Source organism: Streptomyces sp. NPDC058796 (genome assembly GCF_042745235.1).
Lineage (GTDB): Bacteria > Actinomycetota > Actinomycetes > Streptomycetales > Streptomycetaceae > Streptomyces.
The window spans coordinates 1-24,660 of sequence record NZ_JBHYOP010000015.1 but is presented as its reverse complement, the minus strand read 5'-3'; the positions used below and the strand labels follow the sequence as shown (position 1 = coordinate 24,660).

At 72.1% G+C, this 24,660-nt stretch carries 21 protein-coding genes; 10 read left to right on the top strand and 11 right to left on the bottom strand.

Going from position 1 to position 24,660, the window contains the following annotated elements; genetic code table 11:
- Positions 1-63 precede the first annotated feature (63 nt).
- Positions 64-1,221, top strand: a complete 1,158-nt coding sequence (locus tag ACFW47_RS31005; RefSeq protein ID WP_386307765.1) for an NlpC/P60 family protein — start codon at positions 64-66, stop codon at positions 1,219-1,221.
- On the opposite strand, the gene ACFW47_RS31000 is transcribed toward ACFW47_RS31005, so the two are convergent.
- From ACFW47_RS31000 to ACFW47_RS30980, 5 genes are read right to left on the bottom strand one after another with little or no spacing between them, the layout of a single operon-like run.
- Positions 1,185-2,447 (bottom strand): styrene monooxygenase/indole monooxygenase family protein, encoded by a 1,263-nt coding sequence (locus tag ACFW47_RS31000; protein ID WP_386286825.1) that lies wholly within the window; start codon positions 2,445-2,447, stop codon positions 1,185-1,187. The genes ACFW47_RS31005 and ACFW47_RS31000 overlap by 37 nt on opposite strands.
- 28 nt (positions 2,448-2,475) lie before the next feature.
- Positions 2,476-3,117 (bottom strand): ATP/GTP-binding protein, encoded by a 642-nt coding sequence (locus ACFW47_RS30995; protein WP_386286823.1) that lies wholly within the window; start codon positions 3,115-3,117, stop codon positions 2,476-2,478.
- Complete coding sequence (locus tag ACFW47_RS30990) at positions 3,098-3,538, bottom strand: DUF742 domain-containing protein (RefSeq protein ID WP_386286821.1); 441 nt, start codon at positions 3,536-3,538, stop codon at positions 3,098-3,100. The genes ACFW47_RS30995 and ACFW47_RS30990 overlap by 20 nt, the downstream gene beginning before the upstream one ends.
- Entirely contained in the window at positions 3,535-4,038 is a 504-nt protein-coding gene (locus ACFW47_RS30985; RefSeq protein ID WP_386286819.1) for a roadblock/LC7 domain-containing protein, read from the bottom strand. The genes ACFW47_RS30990 and ACFW47_RS30985 overlap by 4 nt, the downstream gene beginning before the upstream one ends.
- Positions 4,035-6,995 (bottom strand): nitrate- and nitrite sensing domain-containing protein, encoded by a 2,961-nt coding sequence (locus tag ACFW47_RS30980; RefSeq protein ID WP_386307763.1) that lies wholly within the window; start codon positions 6,993-6,995, stop codon positions 4,035-4,037. The genes ACFW47_RS30985 and ACFW47_RS30980 overlap by 4 nt, the downstream gene beginning before the upstream one ends.
- A 450-nt stretch (positions 6,996-7,445) precedes the next feature.
- Here ACFW47_RS30980 and ACFW47_RS30975 point away from each other — a divergent pair, with 450 nt between their 5' ends.
- Positions 7,446-8,237: a protein phosphatase 2C domain-containing protein gene (locus ACFW47_RS30975; RefSeq protein ID WP_386307761.1), complete on the top strand. Its 792-nt coding sequence runs from the start codon at positions 7,446-7,448 to the stop codon at positions 8,235-8,237.
- 51 nt (positions 8,238-8,288) lie between these two features.
- Here the strand turns inward: ACFW47_RS30975 and ACFW47_RS30970 are convergent, their stop codons facing one another.
- Positions 8,289-8,783 (bottom strand): MarR family winged helix-turn-helix transcriptional regulator, encoded by a 495-nt coding sequence (locus tag ACFW47_RS30970; protein WP_386286814.1) that lies wholly within the window; start codon positions 8,781-8,783, stop codon positions 8,289-8,291.
- Positions 8,784-9,039: 256 nt separating this feature from the next.
- Here ACFW47_RS30970 and ACFW47_RS30965 point away from each other — a divergent pair, with 256 nt between their 5' ends.
- Positions 9,040-9,867, top strand: coding sequence for a lysozyme (locus tag ACFW47_RS30965; protein WP_386286812.1), 828 nt, complete (start codon positions 9,040-9,042; stop codon positions 9,865-9,867).
- 82 nt (positions 9,868-9,949) lie between these two features.
- On the opposite strand, the gene lon is transcribed toward ACFW47_RS30965, so the two are convergent.
- Positions 9,950-12,373: an endopeptidase La gene (gene lon, locus ACFW47_RS30960; protein WP_386286810.1), complete on the bottom strand. Its 2,424-nt coding sequence runs from the start codon at positions 12,371-12,373 to the stop codon at positions 9,950-9,952.
- A 162-nt stretch (positions 12,374-12,535) separates the two neighbouring features.
- Here lon and ACFW47_RS30955 point away from each other — a divergent pair, with 162 nt between their 5' ends.
- The 5 genes from ACFW47_RS30955 to ACFW47_RS30935 all read left to right on the top strand — a co-directional run bounded on the left by ACFW47_RS30955 (position 12,536) and on the right by ACFW47_RS30935 (position 19,617).
- Complete coding sequence (locus tag ACFW47_RS30955; RefSeq protein ID WP_386307760.1) at positions 12,536-13,228, top strand: spermidine synthase; 693 nt, start codon at positions 12,536-12,538, stop codon at positions 13,226-13,228.
- Between the two features lie 122 nt (positions 13,229-13,350).
- A complete protein-coding gene (locus tag ACFW47_RS30950; RefSeq protein ID WP_043380000.1) occupies positions 13,351-14,091 on the top strand; it encodes a response regulator transcription factor in 741 nt (246 codons plus the stop codon).
- The gene (locus ACFW47_RS30945) at positions 14,088-15,212 is read left to right on the top strand and encodes a sensor histidine kinase (protein WP_386286806.1); all 1,125 of its coding nucleotides are present in this window, start codon (positions 14,088-14,090) and stop codon (positions 15,210-15,212) included. The genes ACFW47_RS30950 and ACFW47_RS30945 overlap by 4 nt, the downstream gene beginning before the upstream one ends.
- A gap of 281 nt (positions 15,213-15,493) precedes the next feature.
- Entirely contained in the window at positions 15,494-19,330 is a 3,837-nt protein-coding gene (locus tag ACFW47_RS30940) for a multifunctional oxoglutarate decarboxylase/oxoglutarate dehydrogenase thiamine pyrophosphate-binding subunit/dihydrolipoyllysine-residue succinyltransferase subunit (protein WP_386286805.1), read from the top strand.
- Positions 19,331-19,434: 104 nt separating this feature from the next.
- On the top strand, positions 19,435-19,617 hold the full coding sequence (locus ACFW47_RS30935) for a DUF6104 family protein (RefSeq protein WP_003961784.1): 183 nt from the start codon (positions 19,435-19,437) through the stop codon (positions 19,615-19,617).
- Positions 19,618-19,659: 42 nt separating this feature from the next.
- Here the strand turns inward: ACFW47_RS30935 and ACFW47_RS30930 are convergent, their stop codons facing one another.
- Positions 19,660-20,463: a hypothetical protein gene (locus ACFW47_RS30930; protein ID WP_386307758.1), complete on the bottom strand. Its 804-nt coding sequence runs from the start codon at positions 20,461-20,463 to the stop codon at positions 19,660-19,662.
- 137 nt (positions 20,464-20,600) lie between these two features.
- On the opposite strand from ACFW47_RS30930, the gene ACFW47_RS30925 reads away from it, so the two are divergent.
- Positions 20,601-21,557, top strand: coding sequence for a DUF4097 domain-containing protein (locus ACFW47_RS30925; RefSeq protein ID WP_386286952.1), 957 nt, complete (start codon positions 20,601-20,603; stop codon positions 21,555-21,557).
- Between the two features lies 1 nt (position 21,558).
- On the top strand, positions 21,559-22,626 hold the full coding sequence (locus ACFW47_RS30920) for a helix-turn-helix transcriptional regulator (protein WP_386307756.1): 1,068 nt from the start codon (positions 21,559-21,561) through the stop codon (positions 22,624-22,626).
- 25 nt (positions 22,627-22,651) lie between these two features.
- Here ACFW47_RS30920 and ACFW47_RS30915 read toward each other — a convergent pair whose 3' ends face one another.
- The 3 genes from ACFW47_RS30915 to ACFW47_RS30905 form a co-directional block, all read right to left on the bottom strand.
- Positions 22,652-23,224, bottom strand: a complete 573-nt coding sequence (locus ACFW47_RS30915) for a Clp protease N-terminal domain-containing protein (protein ID WP_386307754.1) — start codon at positions 23,222-23,224, stop codon at positions 22,652-22,654.
- Positions 23,224-23,433 (bottom strand): helix-turn-helix domain-containing protein, encoded by a 210-nt coding sequence (locus ACFW47_RS30910; protein ID WP_386307752.1) that lies wholly within the window; start codon positions 23,431-23,433, stop codon positions 23,224-23,226. The genes ACFW47_RS30915 and ACFW47_RS30910 overlap by 1 nt, the downstream gene beginning before the upstream one ends.
- Positions 23,434-23,513: 80 nt before the next feature.
- On the bottom strand, positions 23,514-24,479 hold the full coding sequence (locus tag ACFW47_RS30905; RefSeq protein ID WP_386286798.1) for a zinc-binding dehydrogenase: 966 nt from the start codon (positions 24,477-24,479) through the stop codon (positions 23,514-23,516).
- Between the last annotated feature and the right edge of the window lie 181 nt (positions 24,480-24,660).

The following is a 24,660-nucleotide window of genomic DNA, read 5'->3' as shown; positions in this document are numbered from 1 at the left end:
CGCCGGCCCGCCACATGCTCACCGTGCGGAGCGGACCCACCGCCCCGCACCGGAGGTGATGGCGTGTCAGGAATGCTTCTGCGTCTGGTGTGCACGGCCGCCGTGGCGGCCGGGATCGTGTTCGCGCCCGGACCCGCCGCGGCCGACCCCGCGCCCGGCACGGCCGACGACCGTACCGTAGCCGGGTTGCTGACGGACCTTCAGCGGCTGTACCGGGAGGCGGAGAAGGCCACCGAGACCTACAACGGCACCGAGGAGCGCCTGAAGAGGCAGCGCGCCGAGGTGCGGCGGCTGGACGCGGAGCTGGCGCGGACCCGCCTGTCCCTGCACGACAGCCGTGGCGCGGCCGGGCGGCTGGCCCGGCAGCAGTACCAGAGCAGCAGCAACCTCTCCCCATACCTGCGCCTCCTGCTGGCCCGCGACCCGCAGCACGCGCTCGACCAGGGCCATGTGATCGGCCGGCTGGCCCGGAAGCGGGTCGAGACCGTGGGCCGGCTGACCGGCGCGGAGAAGAAGGCCGAGGACCTGGCCCGGCGCTCCCGCCAGGCTCTGGACCGGCAGGTCGCGCTCGCCGAGAGCCAGGAGGAGCAGCGCGACGACGTGCGCGAGCGGCTGCGCGCCGTGGAGGAGCTGCTCGCCTCGCTCACCCCCGAGGAGCTGGCCGCGCTGGCGGAGCTGGAGGAGAGCGGGATCGCCGAGGAGCAGGAGCGGTTTCTGGCGTCCGGCGTGCTCGGCGACGACGACAAGCCGTCCGCCGGGGGCGAGAGGGCGGTGCGCTTCGCGGTGGAGCAGCTCGGCAAGCCCTACCAGTGGGGCGCGGAGGGCCCGGCCTCCTACGACTGCTCGGGGCTGACCTCCGTGGCCTGGCGGCGGGCCGGGACGCCGATCCCCCGGACCAGCCAGGAGCAGTGGGCGCGGCTGGAGCGCGTGCCGCTGGACGAGCTGCGCCCCGGTGACCTGGTCGTGTACTTCCCCGAGGCCACCCACGTGGCGATGTACCTCGGCGACGGCATGGTCGTCCAGGCACCGCGTCCCGGCGCCGAGGTCAAGGTGTCACCGATCGCCGCCAACCCCGTGCTGGGCGCCGTACGGCCCGACCCGGGCGGGGAGCCGCTCGGACGGTACACGCCGCCGAGGCTCCCCGCGGGGGCGACGGACGGGTCGGACCGGGGGTACGCGGAGGCTCAGGCGCCCGCGGCGCCCGAGACCTCCATCAGGTAACCCTCGGTCTTCGCCGGGTCGTAGAAGAAGTTCTCGAAGTCCGCCGGGTCGTTGAAGCCGTTGGCGAAGCGGTCGGCGACGGGCTGGAGCTGGCCGGCGGCGCCGATCAGGTTGAGGACGTGTTCCGGCGGCGGGGCGAGCATGGTGTTCGTCCACTTGGTGACGTGCTGGGCCGTCTCCCAGTAGCGGTCGAAGGTCTGCTGCATCCAGGCCTCGTCGAACTCCTTGTCGCCGTGCTCCAGGATCGACGCGAGGTAGGAGGCGGCGCACTTCGAGGCGGAGTTGGAGCCCTGGCCGGTGATCGGGTCGTTGGCGACGACCACGTCGGCGACGCCGAGGACCGCGCCGCCGCCGGGCAGGCGGCCGATCGGGTTGCGCACGGTCGGGGCGTAGCGGCCGGCGAGGGTGCCGCCGGCGTCGGTCAGTTCGACCTTGGTGGCCCGCGCGTACTCCCACGGGAGGAACTTCTCCATGAGTTCCAGGGTCAGGGAGAGGTGCTCCGAGGGGTCCTTGACGTCCTTGAAGGCGTCCAGCGGGCCGCCGGGTATGCCCTCCCAGAAAAGGATGTCGGCGCGGCCCGAGGTGGTGAAGGTCGGCATGATGAACATCTCGCCGACGCCCGGGACCAGGTTGCAGCGGACGGCCTCCGTCTCCGGGTGCTCGGGGCGCGGGCCCATCCCGTGGACGTAGGCGACGGCGAGGGCGCGCTGGGGCTCGCTGTACGGGGAGCGGGAGGCGTCGCGGCCGAACATCTGGACCAGTTCGCCCTTGCCCGCCGAGACGAGGACGAGGTCGTAGGCGCGGGAGAAGTAGTCCAGGTCGCCGACGGCGGCGCCGTGGATGACGAGCTGGCCGCCGCGCTGGGCGAAGGTCTCCATCCAGCCGGCCATCTTCACGCGCTGGTCGACCGACTGGGCGAAACCGTCGAGGCGGCCCAGCCAGTCGATCGCCCGCTGCGAGGGACCCGGGTCGAAGGAGCCGGGGGCCGCCACCGAGACGCCGAGTCCTTCGATCTTCGGGGCCTGGGACTCCCAGAAGTTCAGCTGGAGGTCGCGCTCGTGCTGGAGTGCCGTGTGGAACATGCACTGCGTCGACATGACCCGGCCGGTGCGGATCTCGTCCGCGGTCCGGTTGGACATCAGGGTGACCTCGTAGCCGTGCGACTGCAGGCCGAGGGCGAGCTGGAGACCGGACTGGCCGGCTCCGACGACGAGTATCTTCCGCATGCGGTTTCCGTCTCCTACTCGGGGTCGTCTACTCGGGTGTTTCGTCGAGCGCGTGGCCCACGAGGGACAAGAGGGTCTCGATGGCCGAGATCCGGCGGCGCGCATCCATGATCATTACAGGTATGTGCGCGGGGATCGTCAACGCCTCCCGCACGTCCTCCGCCTCGAACAGCTCGCTGCCGTCGAAGTGGTTCACCGCCACGACGTACGGCAGTCCGCAGCTCTCGAAGTAGTCCAGGGCCGGGAAGCAGTCCTTGAGGCGGCGGGTGTCGGCCATGACGACGGCGCCGATCGCGCCGCGCACCAGGTCGTCCCACATGAACCAGAACCGCTGCTGGCCCGGCGTGCCGAACAGGTAGAGCACCAGGTCGTCGTCGAGCGTGATGCGGCCGAAGTCCATGGCCACGGTGGTGGTCAGCTTGCCCGGCGTGGCGGTGAGGTCGTCGGTCTCCTCGCTCGCCTCGGTCATCAGTGCCTCGGTCTGCAGGGGCGTGATCTCCGAGACGGCGGTGACCAGGGTGGTCTTGCCGACGCCGAATCCGCCGGCCACCACGATCTTCGTGGCGATGGGCGCACGGGTGCGGTCCGCCTGCCAGGGCTGCATGGGCTCGTCCGGGTCGACGAGCGGGGAGACGCCGGAGGCGGCGGCGTCAGAGACGACGGAGTCCACTGAGCACCCTTTCGAGCAGAGCGCGGTCCGGACGGCCCGTTCCGTGGCCGGTTCCGGTGCCGTACACACGGATCTTTCCCTGGTCCGCCAGGTCGCTGATGAGGACGCGGACCACGCCGAGCGGCATCTTCAGCAGCGCGGCGATCTCGGCCACCGTACGCATGCGGCGGCACAGTTCGACGATGGCCCGCATCTCCGGCATCACGCGGGAGGTGAGGCTGCCGTTCGTCAGTTCCCTGCGCTCCTCGGCGGCCTCCAGCGCGGCGGTGCCGGCCGTGGCGCCGACGAACGTCTCCACGAGCAGGACGTGGCCGAAGCGGGTGCGGCCGCCGGTGAGCGAGTAGGGGCGTACGCGGGCGGGCTTGCGGTCGGCGCCGCGCACGGGGAGGTTCCCCCGGCCGTTCTTGGGGGTGCCGCTCATCGGAGACTCCCCGTCGACTCGGACTCCAGGGACTGCCGCAGCTCACTGCGGAGTTCGGGGGTCAGCACGTGCCCGGCGCGGCCGACGAAGAGCGCCATGTGGTACGCGACGACGCTCATGTCGCAGTCCGCGGAGCCGTGTACGCCCAGCAGCGAGCCGTCGCTGATCGACATCACGAAGAGGCTGCCCTCGTCCATGGCGACCATCGTGTGCTTCACGTTGCCGTAGTCCATCAGCCGGGCGGCTCCGACGGTGAGGCTGCCGACGCCGGAGACGACCGTGGCGAGGTCGGCGGCGGAGCCGCGCGGTCCGGTGCGGCGCACGGCCTGTGCCTCGCGGGCCGCCTCGTTCCGCTCCTGGTCGGAGGAGAGGAGCAGCAGGCCGTCGGAGGAGACCACGGCGACCGATTGGATGCCGGGGACCTCCTCGACGAGGTTGGTCAGCAGCCAGTGGAGATTGCGGGCTTCACTGCTCAGTCCGAAGGTACTGGGCGCGGTCAACTGCTTGCCTCCTCGACAGTGCCCCCCGTGGCTTCTTCGGTTGTCCCCGCCGCGGCGGACGGCGCCTCGTGCTGCTCCGTCCGGTCGGCGATCTCCGCCTCGACGTCGCGCCGGCCGGCCTCCGCACCGCGGCGGAAGCCTCCCAGGCGACGGCGGAGTGCGTCGGCGTCCACGGAACCCGAGTTGCGCGGTTTCGGTGCCGCGGCGGGGGTGGTGAGTTTCGGGGTCCGCTTGGGCAGGCCCTTGTCGGTGACTGGTTCGTCCGGTTCGCCGTCGGCGTCCTCGCCGGTCCGCGGCGTGCCCTCGTCCGGCGTGCGGTCGTGGGCCTCGGGGCCGATGGCGTACGGGTCGGATGCGGGCTCCGGTTCCGGGGCGCGCATGGGCTCCGGGGCGCGCATGGGCTCCGGTTCCGGCTCGGGCTCCGGCGTCCGGGCCTGCCGTCCCGTCTGGGCCGGGATCAGCAGGGCCATCGTGGAGTCGTCGGGGAGATCGTGGCCCGGGGCGGGCGCGGTCTCCGGTTCCGGGGCCGTCTCCGGTTCGGTGGCGGCCGGGGGCGTTTCCGGGTCCGCCGCCGGGTCCGTGCCGTGCGGCTCCGTGCCCTCGGGCGCCGTGCCCTGCGGCTCCCCGGCGTCCTCGGACGCGTCCGTCGCGTCGGCCTCCGCACGCCGTACGGCCTGCTCCGCCGAGGCGACCAGCGGGTCCGCGTCCTTGTGCGTGCCCTTCTCCGCACGGCCGTGCAGGACGTTGGAGTTGGCCTCCGCGTCGGCGCCCGGCAGCGAGAAGGACCCCGTGTCGGTCATCGGCACGCTCGGTGCCGGCGCCGCCGGCGGGGCCGCCGCGAGCAGCGGACCCGGGAGCACCACGACGGCCGCGACACCGCCCTGCTTCTGCTCCCGCAGCCGCACCCGTGCCCCGTGCCGGTGGGCGAGCCGGGCCACCACGTACAGGCCGAGCCCGAGACCGTCGTCGCCCTCCTGGTCGTAGGGCGCGTCCGGGTCGAAGTCGGTGAGGCGGGCGTTGAGGCGCTGCAGGCGTTCGGTGGCCATGCCGATGCCCTCGTCCTGGACGGAGAGCATCACCTCGCCGTTCTCCAGCAGCCAGCCGGAGACCTCCACGGGCAGGTCCGGCGGCGAGAAGGAGGTGGCGTTCTCCAGCAGCTCGGCCAGCAGGTGGGAGAGGTCGTCGGCGGCGAAACCGGCAACGTGCGCGTGCGGCGGCAGCGCGGCGATGCGGACCCGCTCGTACCGCTCGATCTCGCTGACCGCGGCCCGGACCACGTCGACCAGCGGTACCGGCGAGGCGCTGTGCTGGACGTGCTCGGTGCCGGCGAGGACCAGGAGGTTCTCGCTGTGCCGGCGCATGACGGTGGCGAAGTGGTCGAGCTTGAACAGGGTGGCCAGGCGGTCCGGGTCCTGCTCGCGCTCCTCCAGGCTTTCGATGACCGCGAGTTGCCGCTCGACCAGGCCGAGGGTGCGCAGCGCCAGGTTCACGAAGGTGGAGCCGATGCTCTTGCGGACCACGTCCAGCTGGGCGGCGGAGCGGTCGAGTTCGGCACGCAGTTCCTCACGGGCGTCGGCCATCTTCTGCCGCTGGCCGACGAGGTGCTTGCGGTCCGACTCCAGGGTGTTGACGCGCTCGGCGAGCGTGACGGCGTGCGCGTGCAGGGCGTTGACGGAGCGGACGACCTGGGCGAACTCGTCGTTGCGCCCGGTGAAGGCCACGGCCTCCTCGGCCGTCGGGTCCTCGGCGCCCGCCAGCCGGGCCGAGCCGCGGCGCAGCACCGACAGCGGGCGGGTGAGGGTGCGGGCCATGGCGGTGGCGATGCCCACGGCGACCAGGAGCAGGGCGGCGAGGGCGGCGATCCGGATCTCCAGCGCGGTGACGTCGTCGTCGCGCAGCTTCTCCAGGTCCGTGACGCGCTTCTCGTAGAGGGCGGACTCGGCGCCGCGCATCGCGTCGACGCGGGCGGAGAGCGCGGCGTCGAGCCGCTTGGTGCTGGTCTCCAGGTCGTCGTCGGAGAGCGTCGGCTCGTCGGTGAGGGCGGCGAGGTACTTGTCGGCGGAGTTGACCTCGGGCCCGGCGACGGTGGCGTCGAAGCGGTCCCGCGCCTCCTTGGGCGCGCCCTCGCGGAAGTCGGCGAGGGCGGCGTCGGAGCGCACCCGGGCCTGCTGGGCGGCGGCGGCGAGCGCGTCGCGCTGCTCGGCGTCGGCGTCCGAGGAGGTGGACGTCTCCGTCGGCAGGCCCGTGATCGGGTCGATGACGGTCTCGGTGGTGCTCGGCACGTTCAGGGCGGCGAGCAGCAGTCCGCGGGTGGCGGAGGCCTGCTGGACGGCGGTGTCCAGCTCGGCGAGGGCATACGCTCCGGCCCCGGCGCGGGGCGGCATCTGCTCGGCCAGTTCCTCGGCCAGCGCGTGGAGTTCGGTGATCGCCTCCGAGTACGCCTCGTGCGCTTCGAGGGCGGTGCTCTTGCCGGTGAGGGCGGCCCGGCGCAGGGCGGCGATGGCGTCCAGGTCCTCGCGCAGGGAGGCGGGCGTGTCGGTGTCGGCGCGCAGCTCCTCGACCTGCCGGTCGACGCGGGCGCCGCGCTGCTCGGAGGGCGCCTTGGACTTGGGGCGGCCCGCGGCGATGTAGGGGGTCACCTCGTCGCGTTCGTCGGCGAGGGAGTGGGCGAGGGTCAGCGCGCCCTGGGTCCGCTCGGCGAGCGTGACCAGTTCCTGGGAGTCGTGCAGCTGCCCGGAGGCGGCCACGACCGACGGTGCTCCGGCTCCGGCGACGGCGGCGGCCACGACCGCCACGGCGACGATGAGCCGGTTGCGTACGTGGGTGGGGCGGCCCTTGCCGACGGGGGCCGCCGGCGGCGCCGGGGTGGAGGTGCCGGGGGTACGCTCCGCGCTCCCCGCGGGGGCCGTCTGCTTGTCTGTGCGACGAGGCCGCGTCTTCTGCACCGGTGCTCGCATTCCTGACTCGTGTACCCGTGGGCGCGGGTGGCGCTCCGTCAACTGGCCGGCCGGCGCGTGCACCCTCCACCACGCTCCGGGCAGCTCCCCGGCCGCCGGCTGCGCGTCGGAGGGGGGCACCGCGTGAGCAGGGCAGGCCCGCCACCGGTCCCCGACCCTCCCAGTGCCGGTGGGTGGTGGGCGCGCATCGTCCGACCCGCCACCCGAAGGAGTGAACCCCGGACGGGAGTTGGTGGGCAAGTTCCCCTGGCTCGTGCGACTCGCCCGCGCGGCGCGCCGGTTGGACGTCTGGGACGGGCGGTGGCACTATGTGCCGCCACGCGTTGCCGGAGTGCCGAATTCCACCCCAAAAGCGGCGCCTCACCTGCGCCACCGCGCCGATTCCGGGAGAAGCCGGGGAGGGTGCCGGGCTTTTGCGGAGCCTGTGAAGGGGTCGTGCAGACTGGCCGGATGCGTACGGAACTCGTCTCGGAACCCGGACTCGCCGACCACCCCAACGAGGACTTCGCGAGCGTCGGACTACCGGCCTCGGGACAGGGCGGTTCGCTCGTCGTGCTGGACGGCGTGACACCGCCGCGAGGCGAGACGGGGTGTCTGCATTCCGTGCCCTGGTTCACCGCGCGCCTCGGTGGTGCGCTGACCGAACTGACCGTTTCAATGCCGGATGTTCCCCTCGACGACGCCTTGGCCCGCGCCATCGCGCGTACCTCGGCGGCACACGCGGAAACCTGTGAACTTTCTCACCCCCGCACGCCGCAGGCAACCGCGGTCGTCGCCCGCTGGTCCCCCGCGTCGGTCGAGTACCTGGTCCTGTCCGACTCCGCCCTGCTGGTGGAGGCGCCCGACGGTGCGGTCACGGCCGTCCTGGACGACCGGCTGGCCCGGCTGCCCCGCTCGGCCCTCGCCACGGACGCGCTGGTGGACGCCCACTACCGCAACAAGGAGGGCGGCTTCTTCACGGCCGCGGCCGACCCGTCGGTGGCGGCGCGGGCGGTGACGGGGGTGCTGCCGCGGGGCGAGGTGCGGACGCTGGCGGCGCTGACGGACGGGGCCGGGCGGTGGGTGGAGAAGTTCCGGGAGGGCGACTGGGCGGACTGCCTGGCGCTGGTGCGCAAGCAGGGCGCGCGGGCACTGGTGGACCGGGTGCGGGAGCTGGAGCGCGCCGACGCGGCGGGCACCCGGTCGTTCCTGGGCCGCAGCAAGACGCACGACGACGCGACGGTGGTGTACGCGGAGCTGTGAACGTGCCGGCAGGCGGCGCCGTTTGCTCCCGGTCGGCGGTGCCCGGCGGCGCTACCGCTCCATGCCCCGGTTCAGTTCGCGCAGCAGCCGGGCCAGTTCGGTCACCTCGCGCGGGTCCCAGCCGGCGAGCCGCCGGGCGTACCGGGCGCGGCGCGCCTCGCGCACCCGGCCGACGCGGGCCTGGCCCTCCGGAGTGAGGGTGACCAGCCAGGCGCGGCCGTCCGCGGGGTCGGGTTCGCGGGCGACGAGGCCGAGTTCCTCCAGGGCCCGCAGCTGGCGGGACATGGTCGCCTTGCCGACGCCGATGTAGGCGGCGAGTTCCGTGGCCCGCTGCCCCCCGCACTCGCCGAGCCGCACGAGGAGGCCGTACGCGGACGACTCCAGGTCCGGGTGGACCTCGCGGGCCATCTCGCCCTGGTTGGCCCGGGCCCGTCGCAGCAGGACGGTCAACTCCCGCTCCAGCGCCAGGAACTCCGGTTGGTTCACACCACTGCCGGACACCGCGGATTCGACTCCGCGACCGTCGCCGTTCCCGTCCTCGTGCACGTCAGCCCCTGCCTCGATTTTCCCGGTCCTGAAAGTTTCCGCCACAAGGCGCCATCGCCGCAGCTCGGCAAGTATTTCGCAGGCTTAGACCAACGGCGGCTCCCGGTCCCTCTTCCACCCGGCGTTCTACGTGCGTAGCGTTCCCTCCGGGACAAGCGGATGGCATGCGCACGCCACCTCGGCGCGTACGCCCCGCACGGTCTCTCCCCACCCGCGCATCCCCCACCGAGCACCACCGAGCCATCGGAGGCACGTCATGCTCGTGCACAGATCGGGATCGGCCCGCGGGCGGCGCTTCGCCGTCACCGGGACTCTGCTCGCCGCGTTCTCCCTGCTGTTCGCCGTCCCCGCCCACTCCTCGTCGGCCGCCGACACCCCGCCGCGCGGGTCCGCCCACATGGGCATGGGCGTCGTGGAGCACGACGGACAGCACGGCACGCCCGTCCCCGGCCGCGCCGTCCAGACGGAGGGCGTGGACGTCTCCAGCCACCAGGGCAACGTCGCCTGGTCGACCCTGTGGAACAGCGGGGTCAAGTGGGCCTACGTCAAGGCCACCGAGGGGACGTACTACACCAACCCGTACTTCGCCCAGCAGTACAACGGCTCGTACAACGTCGGCATGATCCGCGGGGCGTACCACTTCGCCACGCCGGACACGACGAGCGGCGCCGCCCAGGCCAACTACTTCGTCGACCACGGCGGCGGCTGGTCCCGCGACGGCAAGACGCTGCCGGGCGCGCTGGACATCGAGTGGAACCCGTACGGGGCCACCTGCTACGGCAAGACGCAGAGCCAGATGGTCTCCTGGATCCGCGACTTCCTGAACACCTACAAGGCCCGCACCGGCCGCGACGCCGTGATCTACACGGCCACCAGCTGGTGGACCCAGTGCACCGGCAACTACGGCGGCTTCGCCGCGAACAACCCGCTGTGGATCGCCCGGTACGCCTCGACGGTGGGGACGCTGCCGGCGGGCTGGCCGTACTACACGATGTGGCAGTACACCTCGTCCGGGCCGACGGTCGGGGACCACAACAAGTTCAACGGAGCCCTGGACCGGGTCCGGGCGCTCGCGAACGGCTGACGTTCCCGGCGCGTACGGCGAGGGCCCGGACTCCGCGTGGAGTCCGGGCCCCTTCCCTTCACTCATCCGGCCGCGTGGCCCGTCACGCCGCGACCGGAACCTCCCGCTCGGCACCGTTCGTCGCCGGTGCGAGCGCCAGTTCCAGGACCTGCCGGACGTCGGTGACGGCGTGGACGTCGAGCTTGTCCAGCACCTCCGCCGGGACGTCGTCCAGGTCGGGCTCGTTGCGCTTGGGGATGATCACCGTGGTGACGCCCGCCCGGTGCGCCGCGAGCAGCTTCTGCTTGACCCCGCCGATCGGCAGCACCCGGCCGGTCAGCGAGACCTCACCGGTCATCGCCACGTCCGTGCGGACCAGCCGCCCGGAGAGCAGTGAGGCCAGCGCCGTGGTCATGGTGATGCCCGCGCTCGGCCCGTCCTTGGGGACCGCGCCCGCCGGGAAGTGGATGTGCACGCCCCGGTCCTTCAGGTCGGCCACCGGCAGCTCCAGCTCGGCACCCCTGCTGCGCAGGAAGCTCAGCGCGATCTGCGCCGACTCCTTCATCACGTCGCCGAGCTGACCGGTCAGGGTCAGGCCCGCCGCGCCCGTCTCCGGGTCGGCCAGCGACGCCTCGACGTACAGGACGTCACCGCCCGCGCCGGTGACCGCCAGACCGGTGGCCACGCCCGGCACCGAGGTGCGGCGCTCGGCCGGGTCCTGGGCGGACTCGGGCACGTGGTGCGGCCGGCCGATCAGGGCGCGCAGGTCGTCCTCGGTGACCGTGAAGGGCAGCTCCCGCTCGCCCAGTTCGTGCTGGGCGGCGACCTTGCGCAGCAGCCGGGCGATGGAGCGCTCCAGGGTGCGCACGCCCGCCTCGCGGGTGTACTCGCCGGCCAGCTTGCGCAGCGCGCCCTCCTCGACCTTCACCTCGTCCCCGTCGAGTCCGGCCCGCTCCAGCTGGCGCGGGAGCAGGTGGTCGCGGGCGATGACGATCTTCTCGTCCTCGGTGTAGCCGTCGAGGCGGACCAGCTCCATGCGGTCGAGCAGGGCCTCCGGGATGGCTTCCAGGACATTGGCGGTGGCGAGGAAGACCACGTCGGACAGGTCCAGCTCGACCTCCAGGTAGTGGTCCCGGAAGGTGTGGTTCTGCGCCGGGTCGAGGACTTCCAGCAGGGCGGCGGCCGGGTCGCCCCGGAAGTCGGAGCCCACCTTGTCGATCTCGTCGAGGAGGACGACCGGGTTCATCGAGCCGGCCTCCTTGATCGCCCGCACGATCCGGCCGGGCAGCGCGCCGACGTAGGTACGCCGGTGGCCGCGGATCTCGGCCTCGTCGCGGACGCCGCCGAGGGCGACGCGGACGAACTTGCGGCCCATCGCGTGGGCGACGGACTCGCCGAGCGACGTCTTGCCGACGCCGGGCGGGCCGACCAGGGCCAGGACCGCGCCGCCCCGCCGTCCGCCGACGACGCCGAGGCCCCGGTCGCCGCGCCGCTTGCGCACCGCCAGGTACTCGGTGATCCGCTCCTTCACGTCCTGAAGGCCCGCGTGCTCGGCGTCGAGCACGGCCTGGGCGCCCTGGATGTCGTAGGCGTCCTCGGTCCGCTCGCTCCACGGCATCTCCAGGACCGTGTCGAGCCAGGTGCGGATCCAGGAGCCCTCCGGCGACTGGTCGGAGGACCGCTCCAGCTTGTCGACCTCCTTGAGCGCGGCCTCACGGACCTTCTCGGGGAGATCGGCCGCCTCGACGCGGGCCCGGTAGTCGTCGGACTCCTCGCCCTCCTGTTCGCCGTTGAGCTCGCGCAGTTCCTTGCGCACGGCTTCGAGCTGGCGGCGCAGCAGGAACTCGCGCTGCTGCTTGTCGACGCCCTCCTGGACGTCCTTGGCGATCGTCTCGGCGACGTCCTGCTCGGCGAGGTGGTCGCGCAGCTGCCGGGTGGCGAGCCTCAGGCGCTCGACCGGGTCGGCGGTCTCCAGCAGTTCGACCTTCTGCTCGGTGTTGAGGAAGGGCGAGTAGCCGGAGTTGTCGGCGAGCGCGGAGACGTCCTCGATGGCCTGGACGCGGTCCACCACCTGCCAGGCGCCGCGCTTGCGCAGCCAGGCGGTGGCCAGCGCCTTGTACTCCTTCACCAGCTCGGTGACCTGGCCGGGCAGCGGGTCGGGCACGGCCTCGTCGACGCGGGTGCCCTCGACCCACAGGGCGGCGCCGGGGCCGGTGGTGCCGGCGCCGATGCTCACCCGGTGCCGGCCTCGGATCAGGGCGCCCGGGTCACCGTCGGCGAGGCGGCCGACCTGCTCGACGGTGCCCAGGACGCCGGTCTTGGCGTAGGTGCCGTCGACGCGTGGGACGAGGAGCACCCGGGGCTTGCCGGGCTCGGACCTGGCGGCGGCCTGGGCGGCCTCCACCGCGGCCCGTACCTCGGCGTCGCTCAGGTCCAGGGGGACGACCATCCCGGGCAGCACCACTTCGTCGTCGAGCGGCAGCACGGGCAGGGTGAGCGGTGTGAAGGCGTCGGACTCAGCAGCCATGATCTCCCCTTCGGCAGTCAAGTTGAGTTACACCGACTCAATGAAAGGGAGTCCCCGATTGTTCCCCAAAGCCTGTTCGCTCTGAGCGATCAAGCCACGACGGCCCCGCCTTCCGGGAGAGCACCGACGAGCCGCCCGGCATTCCTTTGCCAGGATGGGCCGATGCCCATCACTTCCTCCCACGACGTCCCCGAAGTGCTGGACCGCCGCGAGGGCCCGCACGGCGAGGTCGTCCTGCGCCGGCACGGGGCGCTGCTGCAGATCATCGCGAACGGCTGCTTCCTGATGGACACCTCCGACGGACGCTCGGAGCGGCGGCTGGTCGACGCCGCGGCCGAGGCGCTCGCCGCCTCCGGCGGGCGGTCCGCACCGCACCTGCTCATCGGCGGTCTCGGCGTCGGCTTCTCGCTCGCCCACGCGGCCGCCGACCCGCGCTGGGGCAGGATCGCGGTCGTCGAACGCGAGCGGGCCGTCATCGACTGGCACCGGGGCGGCCCCCTGGCGGAACTCTCCGCCGAGGCGATGGCCGACCCCCGCACGGAGGTCGTCGAATCGGATCTGGTCCGTTACGTCAATGAGACTTCCGACACGTACGACGCGCTCTGCCTGGACATCGACAACGGCCCCGGCTGGACCGTCACCGAGGACAACGACGGGCTGTACGCACCGGCCGGACTGGCGGGCTGCGCACGGGTGTTGAGGCCCGGCGGGGTGCTCGCCGTATGGTCCGCCCAGCCCTCTCCGGAATTCGAAGAAACCTTGCGTAATGCCGGGTTCCAGCAGGTGCGTACCGAAGAGATCCCCGTTGCCCGGGGCGTTCCGGACGTCGTCCACCTCGCCGTCGGGCCTGGATAGCAAAGGCGCGGCCGATCCCCGTACGCTGCTGCCCTGACGCGCTCATTCAAGCGTCAATCGCAGTCATGCGCAGAACAGGGATCACCCCACTGATTCCGGTAAGCACACCTCAGGGGCGGGCGATGGAGCAGACACAGACCTCCCACAACGGCACGGCGACGGCGACGCAGGGCGCCCAGCGGCGGGTGCTGGTGGTCGAGGACGACCAGACGATCGTCGACGCCATCGCGACCCGCCTGCGCGCCGAGGGGTTCCTGGTGCAAACGGCGGGCGACGGGCCGGCCGCGGTCGACACGGCCGAGGCCTGGCAGCCCGACCTGCTGATCCTCGACATCATGCTGCCCGGCTTCGACGGCCTGGAGGTCTGCCGGCGTGTGCAGGCCCAGCGGCCGGTGCCGGTGCTGATGCTCACCGCGCGGGACGACGAGACGGACATGCTGGTCGGCCTCGGCGTGGGCGCCGACGACTACATGACCAAGCCGTTCTCCATGCGCGAGCTGGCCGCGCGCGTGCACGTGCTGCTGCGCCGGGTGGAGCGGGCGGTGGTGGCCGCCTCCACGCCGCGCAGCGGCATCCTGCGCCTCGGCGAACTGGAGATCGACCACGCGCAGCGCCGGGTGCGGGTGCGCAGCGAGGACGTGCACCTCACGCCGACCGAGTTCGACCTGCTGGTCTGCCTGGCGAACACGCCCCGCGCGGTGCTCTCCCGCGAACAGCTGCTCGCCGAGGTCTGGGACTGGGCGGACGCCTCCGGCACCCGGACCGTCGACAGCCACATCAAGGCACTGCGCCGCAAGATCGGCGCCGAGCGCATCCGCACGGTGCACGGCGTGGGGTACGCGCTGGAGACGCCGACGCCATGAGCCGAGGGCGGGATGCCGCACGGAGGAGCCCCGGCCCCCGGAGAACCGGGGACCCCTGGGGCGGCGTACGCCCGTTCTCGATCAAGACCAAGCTGGGCGCGCTGGTCGTCACGTCGGTGCTGATCACCACCGGGCTGTCGGTGATCGCGGTGCACACCAAGACGGAGCTGCGCTTCATCACCGTCTTCTCGATGATCGCCACACTGCTGATCACCCAGTTCGTGGCGCACTCGCTGACCGCGCCGCTGGACGAGATGAACGCCGTGGCCCGGTCCATCTCGCACGGCGACTACACCCGCCGGGTGCGCGAGAACCGCCGCGACGAACTGGGCGACCTGGCCGTCACCATCAACCGCATGGCCGACGACCTGGAGGCCCAGGACCTCCAGCGCAAGGAGCTGGTCGCGAACGTCTCGCACGAGCTGCGCACCCCCATCGCGGGCCTGCGGGCGGTGCTGGAGAACATCGTCGACGGGGTCACCGAGGCCGATCCGGAGACGATGCGCACGGCGCTCGCGCAGACCGAGCGGCTCGGCCGGCTGGTGGAGACGCTGCTGGACCTCTCCCGCCTGGACAACGGCGTCGTACCGCTGCGCAAGCGGCGCTTCGAGGTGTGGCCGTACCTGTCGGGTGTACTGAAGGAGGCCAACATGGTCGCCTCCGCACGCGCGGGCATCGCCTCCGGGTCCGGCAGCCACACCCGCACCGACGTGCACCTGGCGCTCGACGTGTTCCCGTCCGACCTCACCGTGCACGCCGATCCCGAACGCATCCACCAGGTCGTCGCCAACCTCATCGACAACGCCGTGAAGCACAGTCCGCCCCACGGCCGGGTGACGGTCAGGGCGCGGCGCGGCGAGTTCCCCGAGTCGCTGGAGCTGGAGGTCCTCGACGAGGGGCCCGGCATTCCGCGCTCGGAGTGGCGCCGGGTGTTCGAGCGGTTCAACCGGGGTTCGGTGTCCCGGCCGCACGGTCCGGGCAGCGACGGCGGCACCGGTCTCGGCCTGGCGATCGCCCGCTGGGCGGTGGATCTGCACGGCGGCCGGATCGGCGTGGCCGAATCCGAGCGGGGCTGCCGGATTCTCATCACTCTTCCGGGCCTGCCGACGACTCCGAGTTGACGTAGGGTTCGAAGCGGAGCGCCAAGATCCACTGGTGTCCGCGCTGACGGACACGTGTGATCAGGCACAGGCCCGCGTTTTCCCGGCGCCGGGTCGCGGTCTCCCCTTCCCACACGCAACGGAACCTCGCTTGTTTCCCGCCATTTCCAGCGCCGAAACGCAGTCTGCGATGTGACTTACGCGACGATGAACGGGCCCGGTCTGACCTTCCGGGCCGGGGAGGCGTAGCCTTGATTCCCGCTGTCCACCATCTTGTGAAGCGGAAGAGGGCGGTTCTCGCCGTGTCGCCACAGTCCCCCAGTAACTCGAGCATCTCGACCGACACCGACCAAGCGGCCAACGCGGGCAAGAACCCCGCGGCCGCCTTCGGTGCCAACGAATGGCTCGTCGACGAGATCTATCAGCAGTACCTCCAGGATCCGAACTCCGTGGACCGAGCCTGGTGGGACTTCTTCGCCGACTACAAGCCCGGAGCGGCCGCTGCCCAGTCCGCCTCCGGCACCGCGGCCACGGACTCCGGCAGCGCCCCCCAGGCCTCCCCCGCACCGCAGGCGCAGGCGCCCGCCCCGGCCCAGCCGAAGGCGGCGCCCCAGCAGGCCGCCCCCGCGAAGCCGGCCGCGCAGCCCGCCGCTGCCGCCCCCGCGGCTCCGGCCGCCCCGGCCGCGAAGCCCGCCGCACCGGCCAAGCCCGCCGCGGCCAAGCCGCAGGCCAAGGCCGCCGCGCCCGCCAAGGACGCCGACACCGCGCCCGAGGGCCCGGAGACGGTGACCCTACGCGGCCCCGCCGCCGCGGTCGCGAAGAACATGAACGCCTCGCTGGAGCTGCCCACGGCCACGTCCGTGCGCGCGGTCCCGGTGAAGCTGCTCTTCGACAACCGCATCGTCATCAACAACCACCTCAAGCGCGCCCGGGGCGGGAAGATCTCCTTCACGCACCTGATCGGCTACGCGATGGTGCAGGCCATCAAGGCCATGCCGGCGATGAACTACGCGTTCGGCGAGAAGGACGGCAAGCCGACCCTCATCAAGCCGCCGCACGTCAACCTCGGCCTCGCCATCGACCTGGTCAAGCCCAACGGCGACCGCCAGCTGGTCGTCGCGGCGATCAAGAAGGCCGAGACCATGAACTTCTTCGAGTTCTGGCAGGCCTACGAGGACATCGTCCGCCGCGCCCGCGACGGCAAGCTGACGATGGACGACTTCTCCGGCGTCACGGTCTCGCTGACCAACCCCGGCGGCCTCGGCACCGTCCACTCCGTGCCGCGCCTGATGCCCGGCCAGTCGGTGATCATGGGCGTCGGCTCCATGGACTACCCGGCGGAGTTCCAGGGCACCTCCCAGGACACCCTGAACAAGCTCGGCATCTCGAAGGTCATGACGCTCACGTCGACCTACGACCACCGGGTCATCCAGGGCGCCGCCTCCGGCGAGTTCCTGCGCCAGGTCGCCAACCTGCTCCTCGGTGAGAACGGCTTCTACGACGAGATCTTCAAGGCGCTGCGCATCCCCTACGAGCCGGTCCGCTGGCTCAAGGACATCGACGCCTCGCACGACGACGACGTCACGAAGGCCGCCCGGGTCTTCGAGCTGATCCACTCCTACCGGGTCCGCGGCCACGTCATGGCCGACACCGACCCGCTGGAGTACCAGCAGCGCAAGCACCCCGACCTGGACATCACCGAGCACGGGCTCACCCTGTGGGACCTGGAGCGCGAGTTCGCGGTCGGCGGCTTCGCCGGCAAGTCCCTGATGAAGCTGCGCGACATCCTCGGCGTGCTGCGCGACTCGTACTGCCGCACCACCGGCATCGAGTTCATGCACATCCAGGACCCCAAGCAGCGCAAGTGGATCCAGGACCGCATCGAGCGCTCGCACACCAAGCCGGAGCGCGAGGAGCAGCTGCGCATCCTGCGCCGTCTGAACGCGGCGGAGGCGTTCGAGACCTTCCTGCAGACCAAGTACGTCGGCCAGAAGCGCTTCTCCCTGGAGGGCGGCGAGTCCGTCATCCCGCTGCTGGACGCGGTCATCGACTCGGCGGCCGAGTCCCGCCTGGACGAGGTCGTCATCGGCATGGCCCACCGCGGCCGGCTGAACGTCCTGGCCAACGTGGTCGGCAAGTCGTACGCGCAGATCTTCCGCGAGTTCGAGGGCAACCTCGACCCGAAGTCGATGCACGGCTCCGGCGACGTGAAGTACCACCTGGGCGCCGAGGGCACCTTCACGGGCCTCGACGGCGAGCAGATCAAGGTCTCGCTGGTCGCCAACCCCTCGCACCTGGAGGCGGTCGACCCGGTCCTGGAGGGCGTCGCCCGCGCCAAGCAGGACATCATCAACAAGGGCGGCACGGACTTCACCGTCCTGCCGGTGGCGATCCACGGCGACGCGGCCTTCGCGGGCCAGGGCGTGGTGGCCGAGACCCTGAACATGTCGCAGCTGCGCGGCTACCGCACCGGCGGCACGGTCCACGTCGTCATCAACAACCAGGTCGGCTTCACCGCCGCCCCGGAGTCCTCGCGCTCCTCGATGTACGCCACCGACGTGGCCCGCATGATCGAGGCCCCGATCTTCCACGTGAACGGCGACGACCCGGAGGCCTGCGTCCGCGTGGCGCGGCTCGCCTTCGAGTTCCGCCAGGCGTTCAACAAGGACGTGGTGATCGACCTCATCTGCTACCGCCGCCGCGGTCACAACGAGACCGACAACCCGGCCTTCACCCAGCCGCTGATGTACGACCTGATCGACAAGAAGCGCTCGGTGCGCAAGCTCTACACCGAGTCCCTCATCGGTCGCGGCGACATCACCCTGGAAGAGGCAGAGCAGGCGCTCCAGGACTACCAGGGCCAGCTGGAGAAGGTCTTCACCGAGGTCCGCGAGGCCGTCTCCCAGCCGGCCGCCGCGGAGCCCTCGGACCCGCAGGCCGAGTTCCCGGTCTCCGTGAACACCGCGGTCACCGCCGAGACGGTCAAGCGGATCGCCGAGTCCCAGGTCAACATCCCCGACCACATCACCGTGCACCCGCGGCTGCTGCCGCAGCTGCAGCGCCGCGCGGCGATGGTCGAGGACGGCACGATCGACTGGGGCATGGGCGAGACGCTCGCCGTCGGCTCGCTCCTCCTGGAGGGCGTCCCGGTCCGGCTGTCCGGCCAGGACTCGCAGCGCGGCACCTTCGGCCAGCGCCACGCGGTGGTCATCGACCGCGAGACGGGCGACGAGTTCACGCCGCTGCTGTACCTGTCCGAGGACCAGGCCCGGTACAACGTCTACAACTCCCTGCTCTCCGAGTACGCCGTGATGGGCTTCGAGTACGGCTACTCGCTGGCCCGCCCGGACGCGCTGGTGATGTGGGAGGCGCAGTTCGGCGACTTCGTCAACGGCGCGCAGACGGTCGTGGACGAGTTCATCTCGTCGGCCGAGCAGAAGTGGAACCAGACCTCCGGCGTCACCCTCCTGCTGCCGCACGGCTACGAGGGCCAGGGCCCGGACCACTCCTCGGCCCGCCCGGAGCGGTTCCTCCAGCTCTGCGCGCAGAACAACATGACGGTCGCCATGCCGACCCTGCCGTCGAACTACTTCCACCTCCTGCGGTGGCAGGTGCACAACCCGCACCACAAGCCGCTGGTGGTCTTCACCCCGAAGTCGATGCTGCGCCTGAAGGCCGCGGCCTCGAAGGCGGAGGAGTTCACGACGGGCCAGTTCCGCCCGGTCATCGGCGACGACTCGGTCGACCCGGCCGCCGTCAAGAAGGTCGTCTTCACCGCCGGCAAGGTCTACTACGACCTCGACGCCGAGCGGAAGAAGCGCGGCGTCACGGACACGGCCATCATCCGCATCGAGCGCCTGTACCCGCTGCCGGGTGCCGAGCTCCAGGCGGAGATCGCCAAGTACCCGAACGCCGAGAAGTACCTGTGGGCCCAGGAGGAGCCGGCGAACCAGGGTGCCTGGCCGTTCATCGCGCTCAACCTGATCGACCACCTGGACCTGGCCGTCGGCGCCGACGTCCCGCACGGCGAGCGCCTGCGCCGCATCTCGCGGCCGCACGGCTCGTCCCCCGCCGTCGGCTCCGCCAAGCGGCACCAGGCGGAGCAGGAGCAGCTGGTGCGTGAGGTGTTCGAGGCGTAGCTCCCCGGCGGCGGCGCACACCGCCGCGCAGCGCGTCCGGGCCGGGCCGCATCCCCTCGTCGGGGGTGCGGCCCGGCCCTTTGCCTGCACTTATCCTTGACGGCATGTACTTCACCGACCGTGGCATCGAGGAGCTGGAGAAGCGGCGCGGCGAGGAGGAGGTCACCTTCGAGTGGCTCGCCGAGCAGCTGCGGACCTTCGTCGACCTGAACCCGGACTTCGAGGTGCCGGTGGAGCGGCTGGCCACGTGGCTGGCGCGGCTGGACGACGAGGACGAGGACGAGTAGGCAGGCACAGCCCGTACGGGTTGACGGCGTCCCGGGGAGCCGTCAGGAGCGCTTGGAGAGGCCGTACGCCGTCCCGAGCGCCCCGTGCGCGATCAGCAGGGCCCCCGCGGTGGTCCAGCCGCCGCTGTGGCGCCGCAGGCCCCAGGCGGTGAGGGGCAGACCGGCCGCCATCTGTGCCAGGGCCAGGGCGCGGGCCCCGGGGCCGCCCACCCAGGGCATCCAGGCGGCGAGGCGGCTCTCGTCGGCGGTCGGGCGGCGTCCGGGGGCCTCGGTCCACCGGGAGCCGGGCAGGGCGCCGGCGGCCGGTCCGAGGCGGTCCGCGCCTTCACCGGGGCCGAGTCCGGCGGGGAGGGTGATCCCCGCGCGGGTGAGCACCGCCAGCAGTCCGCGCAGTCTGGCGAGCGAGTCGGCCTCGCGGTCCGGGCGGGTCAGCCCGTCCAGCGCCTGGAGATCCAGAACGGGGTCCAGCCCGAGCCGGGCGGCGAACGTGCGCATGGCCTCGTCCTCGCCGGCCGGGGTGCCGTCCGCGAGCCACACGTAGCCGACGGGGCGGCGGAAGCCCGACGCCAGGGTGTAGCCGGCCCGGTCGGCGTCCCACCACAGGGCCAGTACGGGCCAGTCGGCGCCGACGGCGAGCGCCGCGGCCCAGCCGGTGACCACGCGGTCGACCGGCTCGTCGCCGTGCCGCCAGGGCCCGCCCGCCGGGACGAGCACACTCCACCGCTCGCCGGCCGGGACGAGTGGCATGCGTTCGCCCAGCAGCGGGGCGACGGCGGCGACGGAGTCCGGATCGGCGCGGCACAGGAGCAGGGCACCGGAGAGGGGCGCGGACTCTTCTGTCGACATGCTCACAAACTAGATCAATCCTCCCTCCTCGGCCGGTCACGCGTCACCGGGACGAGTGTCTTGACTTTCGGGAGCCGCGATATATCGTGAATGGAGAAGGACGCGATATGCCGCGTTCGGTCGAGGAGGTCTGCACCATGTCCGAGTGGTCCGTCGCGGAGCCCAGGAAGCTCACCTTCGACGAGTCCGTCAGCGAGCTCCAGGTACGCATCGTCCATGGAACAGTGAACGTGGTGGGCACGGACGAGGGTTCCGCCCGCCTGGAGGTCTCCGAGATCGAGGGGCCGCCCCTGATCGTGACCCAGCAGGACGGCGTGCTCACCGTGGCCTACGAGGACCTGCCCTGGAAGGGCTTCCTCAAATGGCTCGACCGCAAGGGCTGGCGCCGCAACGCGGTGGTCTCCCTCGCCGTTCCGACCAGCACCCGCGTGGAGGTCGGGGTGGTCGGTGCGGCGGCCGTCGTCTCGGGGCTGGAGGGTCGCTCCGAGGTGAAGGGCGTCTTCGGGGACACCACGCTGGTGGGCCTCACGGGCCCGGTCCGCGCGGACACCGTCTCGGGGAACGTGGAGGCGCAGGCGCTCGCCGGCGACCTGCGCTTCAATTCGGTCTCCGGGGACCTCACGGTGGTGGAGGCGGGTTCCTCCGTGCGGGCCGACTCGGTGAGCGGTTCGATGGTCGTCGACCTGGACGCGACGGGCGGGCCGACCGACATCAGCCTGAACAGCGTCTCGGGCGAGATCGCCATCCGGCTGCCGCAGCCGGCCGACGCGGAGGTGGAGGCCAACACAGCGAGCGGCTCCGTCTCCAACGCCTTCGAGGACCTGCGGGTGACCGGCCAGTGGGGCGCCAAGCGGATCACCGGCCGGCTCGGCGCGGGCAACGGCCGGCTGAAGGCCACCACGATCTCCGGCTCGATCGCCCTGCTGCGCCGCCCGGTGACGGAAGAGGCGTCGTGGGAGGACGATACGCCGGGCCCGGCGTCCGGCCCGGCGGGCGACGCGTTGGACGACTCGGGGGACAATTCCGCTTCCGGCCGGGACCACGGCGCCACCGGCGCCCCGGCCGACAGCACGACCGACAAGAAGGTGCTCTGACATGCCCCCCGTCTTCGCGCACGGCCGCCTCCGCCTCTACCTCCTCAAGCTCCTGGACGAGGCACCGCGCCACGGCTACGAGGTGATCCGTCTCCTGGAGGAGCGCTTCCAGGGCCTGTACGCGCCGTCGGCGGGCACGGTGTACCCGCGCCTGGCCAAGCTGGAGGCCGAGGGCCTGGTCACCCACACCACCGAGGGCGGGCGCAAGGTGTACGCCATCACGGACGCCGGCCGTGCCGAGCTGTCCGACCGCAGCGGTGAACTGGCCGACCTGGAACTGGAGATCCGCGAGTCGGTCGCCGAACTCGCCGCCGAGATCCGGGCCGACGTCCGCGGTGCCGCGGGCGACCTGCGCCGGGAGATGCGCGCCGCGGCCAGTGCGGCACGCCGGGGCACCGGCTCCGGTGCGCAGGGCGAGGACGACTCCTTCTCCACCGGCACCGCGGGCGCCGACGACAAGGAGGCCTGGCGCGCGGCCAAGGAGGAGATGCGGCGCGTCAAGCAGGAGTGGAAGGAGCAGGCCCGCCGCGCCAAGGACGAGAGCCGACGCGCCCGAGAGGAGGCCCAGCGGGCCCGGCGCCAGGCCAAGGAGGCCCAGGAACGGGCCCGGACGCAGGCGCAGGAGGAAGTGCAGCGCATCGCCCAGCGGGTCCAGGAACAGGTGCAGGACCACTTCGCACGGGGCGACTGGCCGACGGGACTGCGCGAGGGGCTGAGCGAACTGGCCAAGGAGGTCGGCGACTTCGGCAAGGACTTCGGGAAGGAGTTCGGCAGGGACTGGGGCTTCGGCCGCTCCGAGGACGGCGCGTCCGGCCACCGGGCCGAGTACTCCGCCACGCCCGAGGACTTCCCGGCCGATTACGCGCCCGCCTGGGCCCACGAGGACGCCGCGGAGTCCACCGGCGACCCCGCCCGCGACCTGGACCGGCTGCTCGACCGATTCCGGGACGACATCCGGGACGCGGCCCGGGACCACGGGGTCACGGCCGACCAGCTCCGCGAGTCCCGGCGGCACCTGTCTGCGGCCGCGGCTCACATCGGAGCGATACTGCGCGGCCCCAAGCCCTGAGCCGGGGGCCGCGGAGCCGCCCCCGTCAGGCGCAGGCCTCCCCCGGGTCGCCGCCCAGCGCCCTGGTCAGCGACTCGTACGTCACCCCGTGGTCGGCGAGCACCTCGGCGGGCACACCTGGCCGGATGGTGAGGGCGAGCAGGATGTGCTCGTCCCCGATCCACCGGTCGCGCCGGTCGACGGCGACCCGGAGGGCCTGCTCCAGCACTTCCTTGGCGCCCTTGCTGAAGCTGCGGTGTCCGGACCACCAGCGCCGGTCCTTCCGGTCGCCGGACATCGCGCCGACGCCATGGGCCTCCTCCACCCGGGCGACGACCTCGGAGACGTCGATCCCGAGCCCGGCGAGTGCGTCGGCCTCGGCCTGCGACAGCCCGGCACGGCGCCGCGCCTCCGCCAGTGCCTGCCGCACCGCGTCACCGCGCCCTCCGGCTCCGAGCACCCCCAGCGCCCCCAGCGCGAAGGAGCCACGGCTGCCCTCCCGGTCGAGCAGCGCCAGCAGCAGATGCTCGGGGCCGACGGTCTGCGCCCGCGCCTCCTCGGCGTGCCGGACCGCCTCCTGAACGGCGTCCCGGGCGTCCTTCGTGAACCGATTGAACATCAATGCCTCCCGTACTTCTTGTGCACGGCCTGCCTGCTGACCCCGAGTTCGGTGGCGATCTCCTGCCACGACCACCCCTGATTGCGTGCGCCGCGCACCTGCACCGCCTCGAGCTGCTCCAGCAGCCTGCGCAGTGCGGCGACGGCCCGCAGCCCGACCCGGGGATCGCGATCACCCGCACGCGTGGCGAGATCGGTTGCTTCGCTCATGCAGTCAACATAGGTTGACACCCGGATCCTGTCAACGCCGGTTGACAGGATCCGGGTGCGGGAGGCACCTGGAGAAGACGTCAGGAACCGCTGAGCACGATCTTGCCGAACTGCTCCCCGGAGGCCATCCGCTCGAAGCCCTCGCGGGCCCGGTCCAGCGGGAGCACCTCGTCGATGACGGGACGGACACCGGTGGCGGCGCAGAAGGAGAGCAGGTCCTCCAGCTCGTCCTTGGTGCCCATCGTGGAACCGACGACCTTGAGCTCCAGGAAGAAGATGCGGGTCAGCTCGGCGTGAGAGGGCCGGTCGCCGCTGGTGGCGCCGGAGATGACCAGCGTGCCGCCCGGCTTGAGCGACTTCACCGAGTGGGACCAGGTGGCCGCGCCCACGGTCTCGATCACGGCGTCGACCCGCTGCGGCAGGCGCGCGCCCGTCTCGACGGCCTCCACGGCACCCAGCTCCAGGGCGCGCTTGCGCTTGGCCTCGTCCCGGCTGGTGGCGAAGACCCGCAGCCCCGCGGCCTTGCCGAGCACGATCGCGGCCGTGGCGACCCCGCCGCCGGCACCCTGCACCAGCACCGAGTCCCCCGGACGCACCCCGGCGTTGGTGAACAGCATCCGGTACGCGGTCAGCCAGGCGGTCGGCAGACAGGCGGCCTCCGCGAAGGAGAGCTCCTTCGGCTTGGGCAGGATGTTCCAGGTCGGCACGGCGACCCGCTCGGCGAACGTGCCCTGGTAGCGCTCGGTGAGGATCGAGCGGGGCTCCTGGGGGCCGACGCCGTGACCGGTCTGGCCGATCACGGAGTGCAGGACGACCTCGTTGCCGTCCTCGTCGATCCCCGCGGCGTCACAGCCGAGGATCATCGGCAGCCGGTCCTCGGGGAGGCCGACGCCGCGCAGGGACCACAGGTCGTGGTGGTTGAGGGAGGCGGCCCTGACATCGACGACACTCCAGCCGGGGCGGGCCTCGGGAGCAGGGCGCTCTCCCAACTCCAGGCCGGTCAGCGGCTGGTCGCGGTCGATTCGGGCGGCGTAGACAGCGAACATGACCTTGACGATAGGTAACACACCCGCCGACCGGAACCACGACACCGTGTGACACACGCCCTCTTGCCGCCGGCCACTCCGGCTGCGGCGCCCCGTTATCTTCTTCGCGGTCCTGCAAGAGGGCCGCTGGCCTCCGGGCCCGGCATGACTGTTGCCCCCTGTCAAAGGGATGACCTGGGGG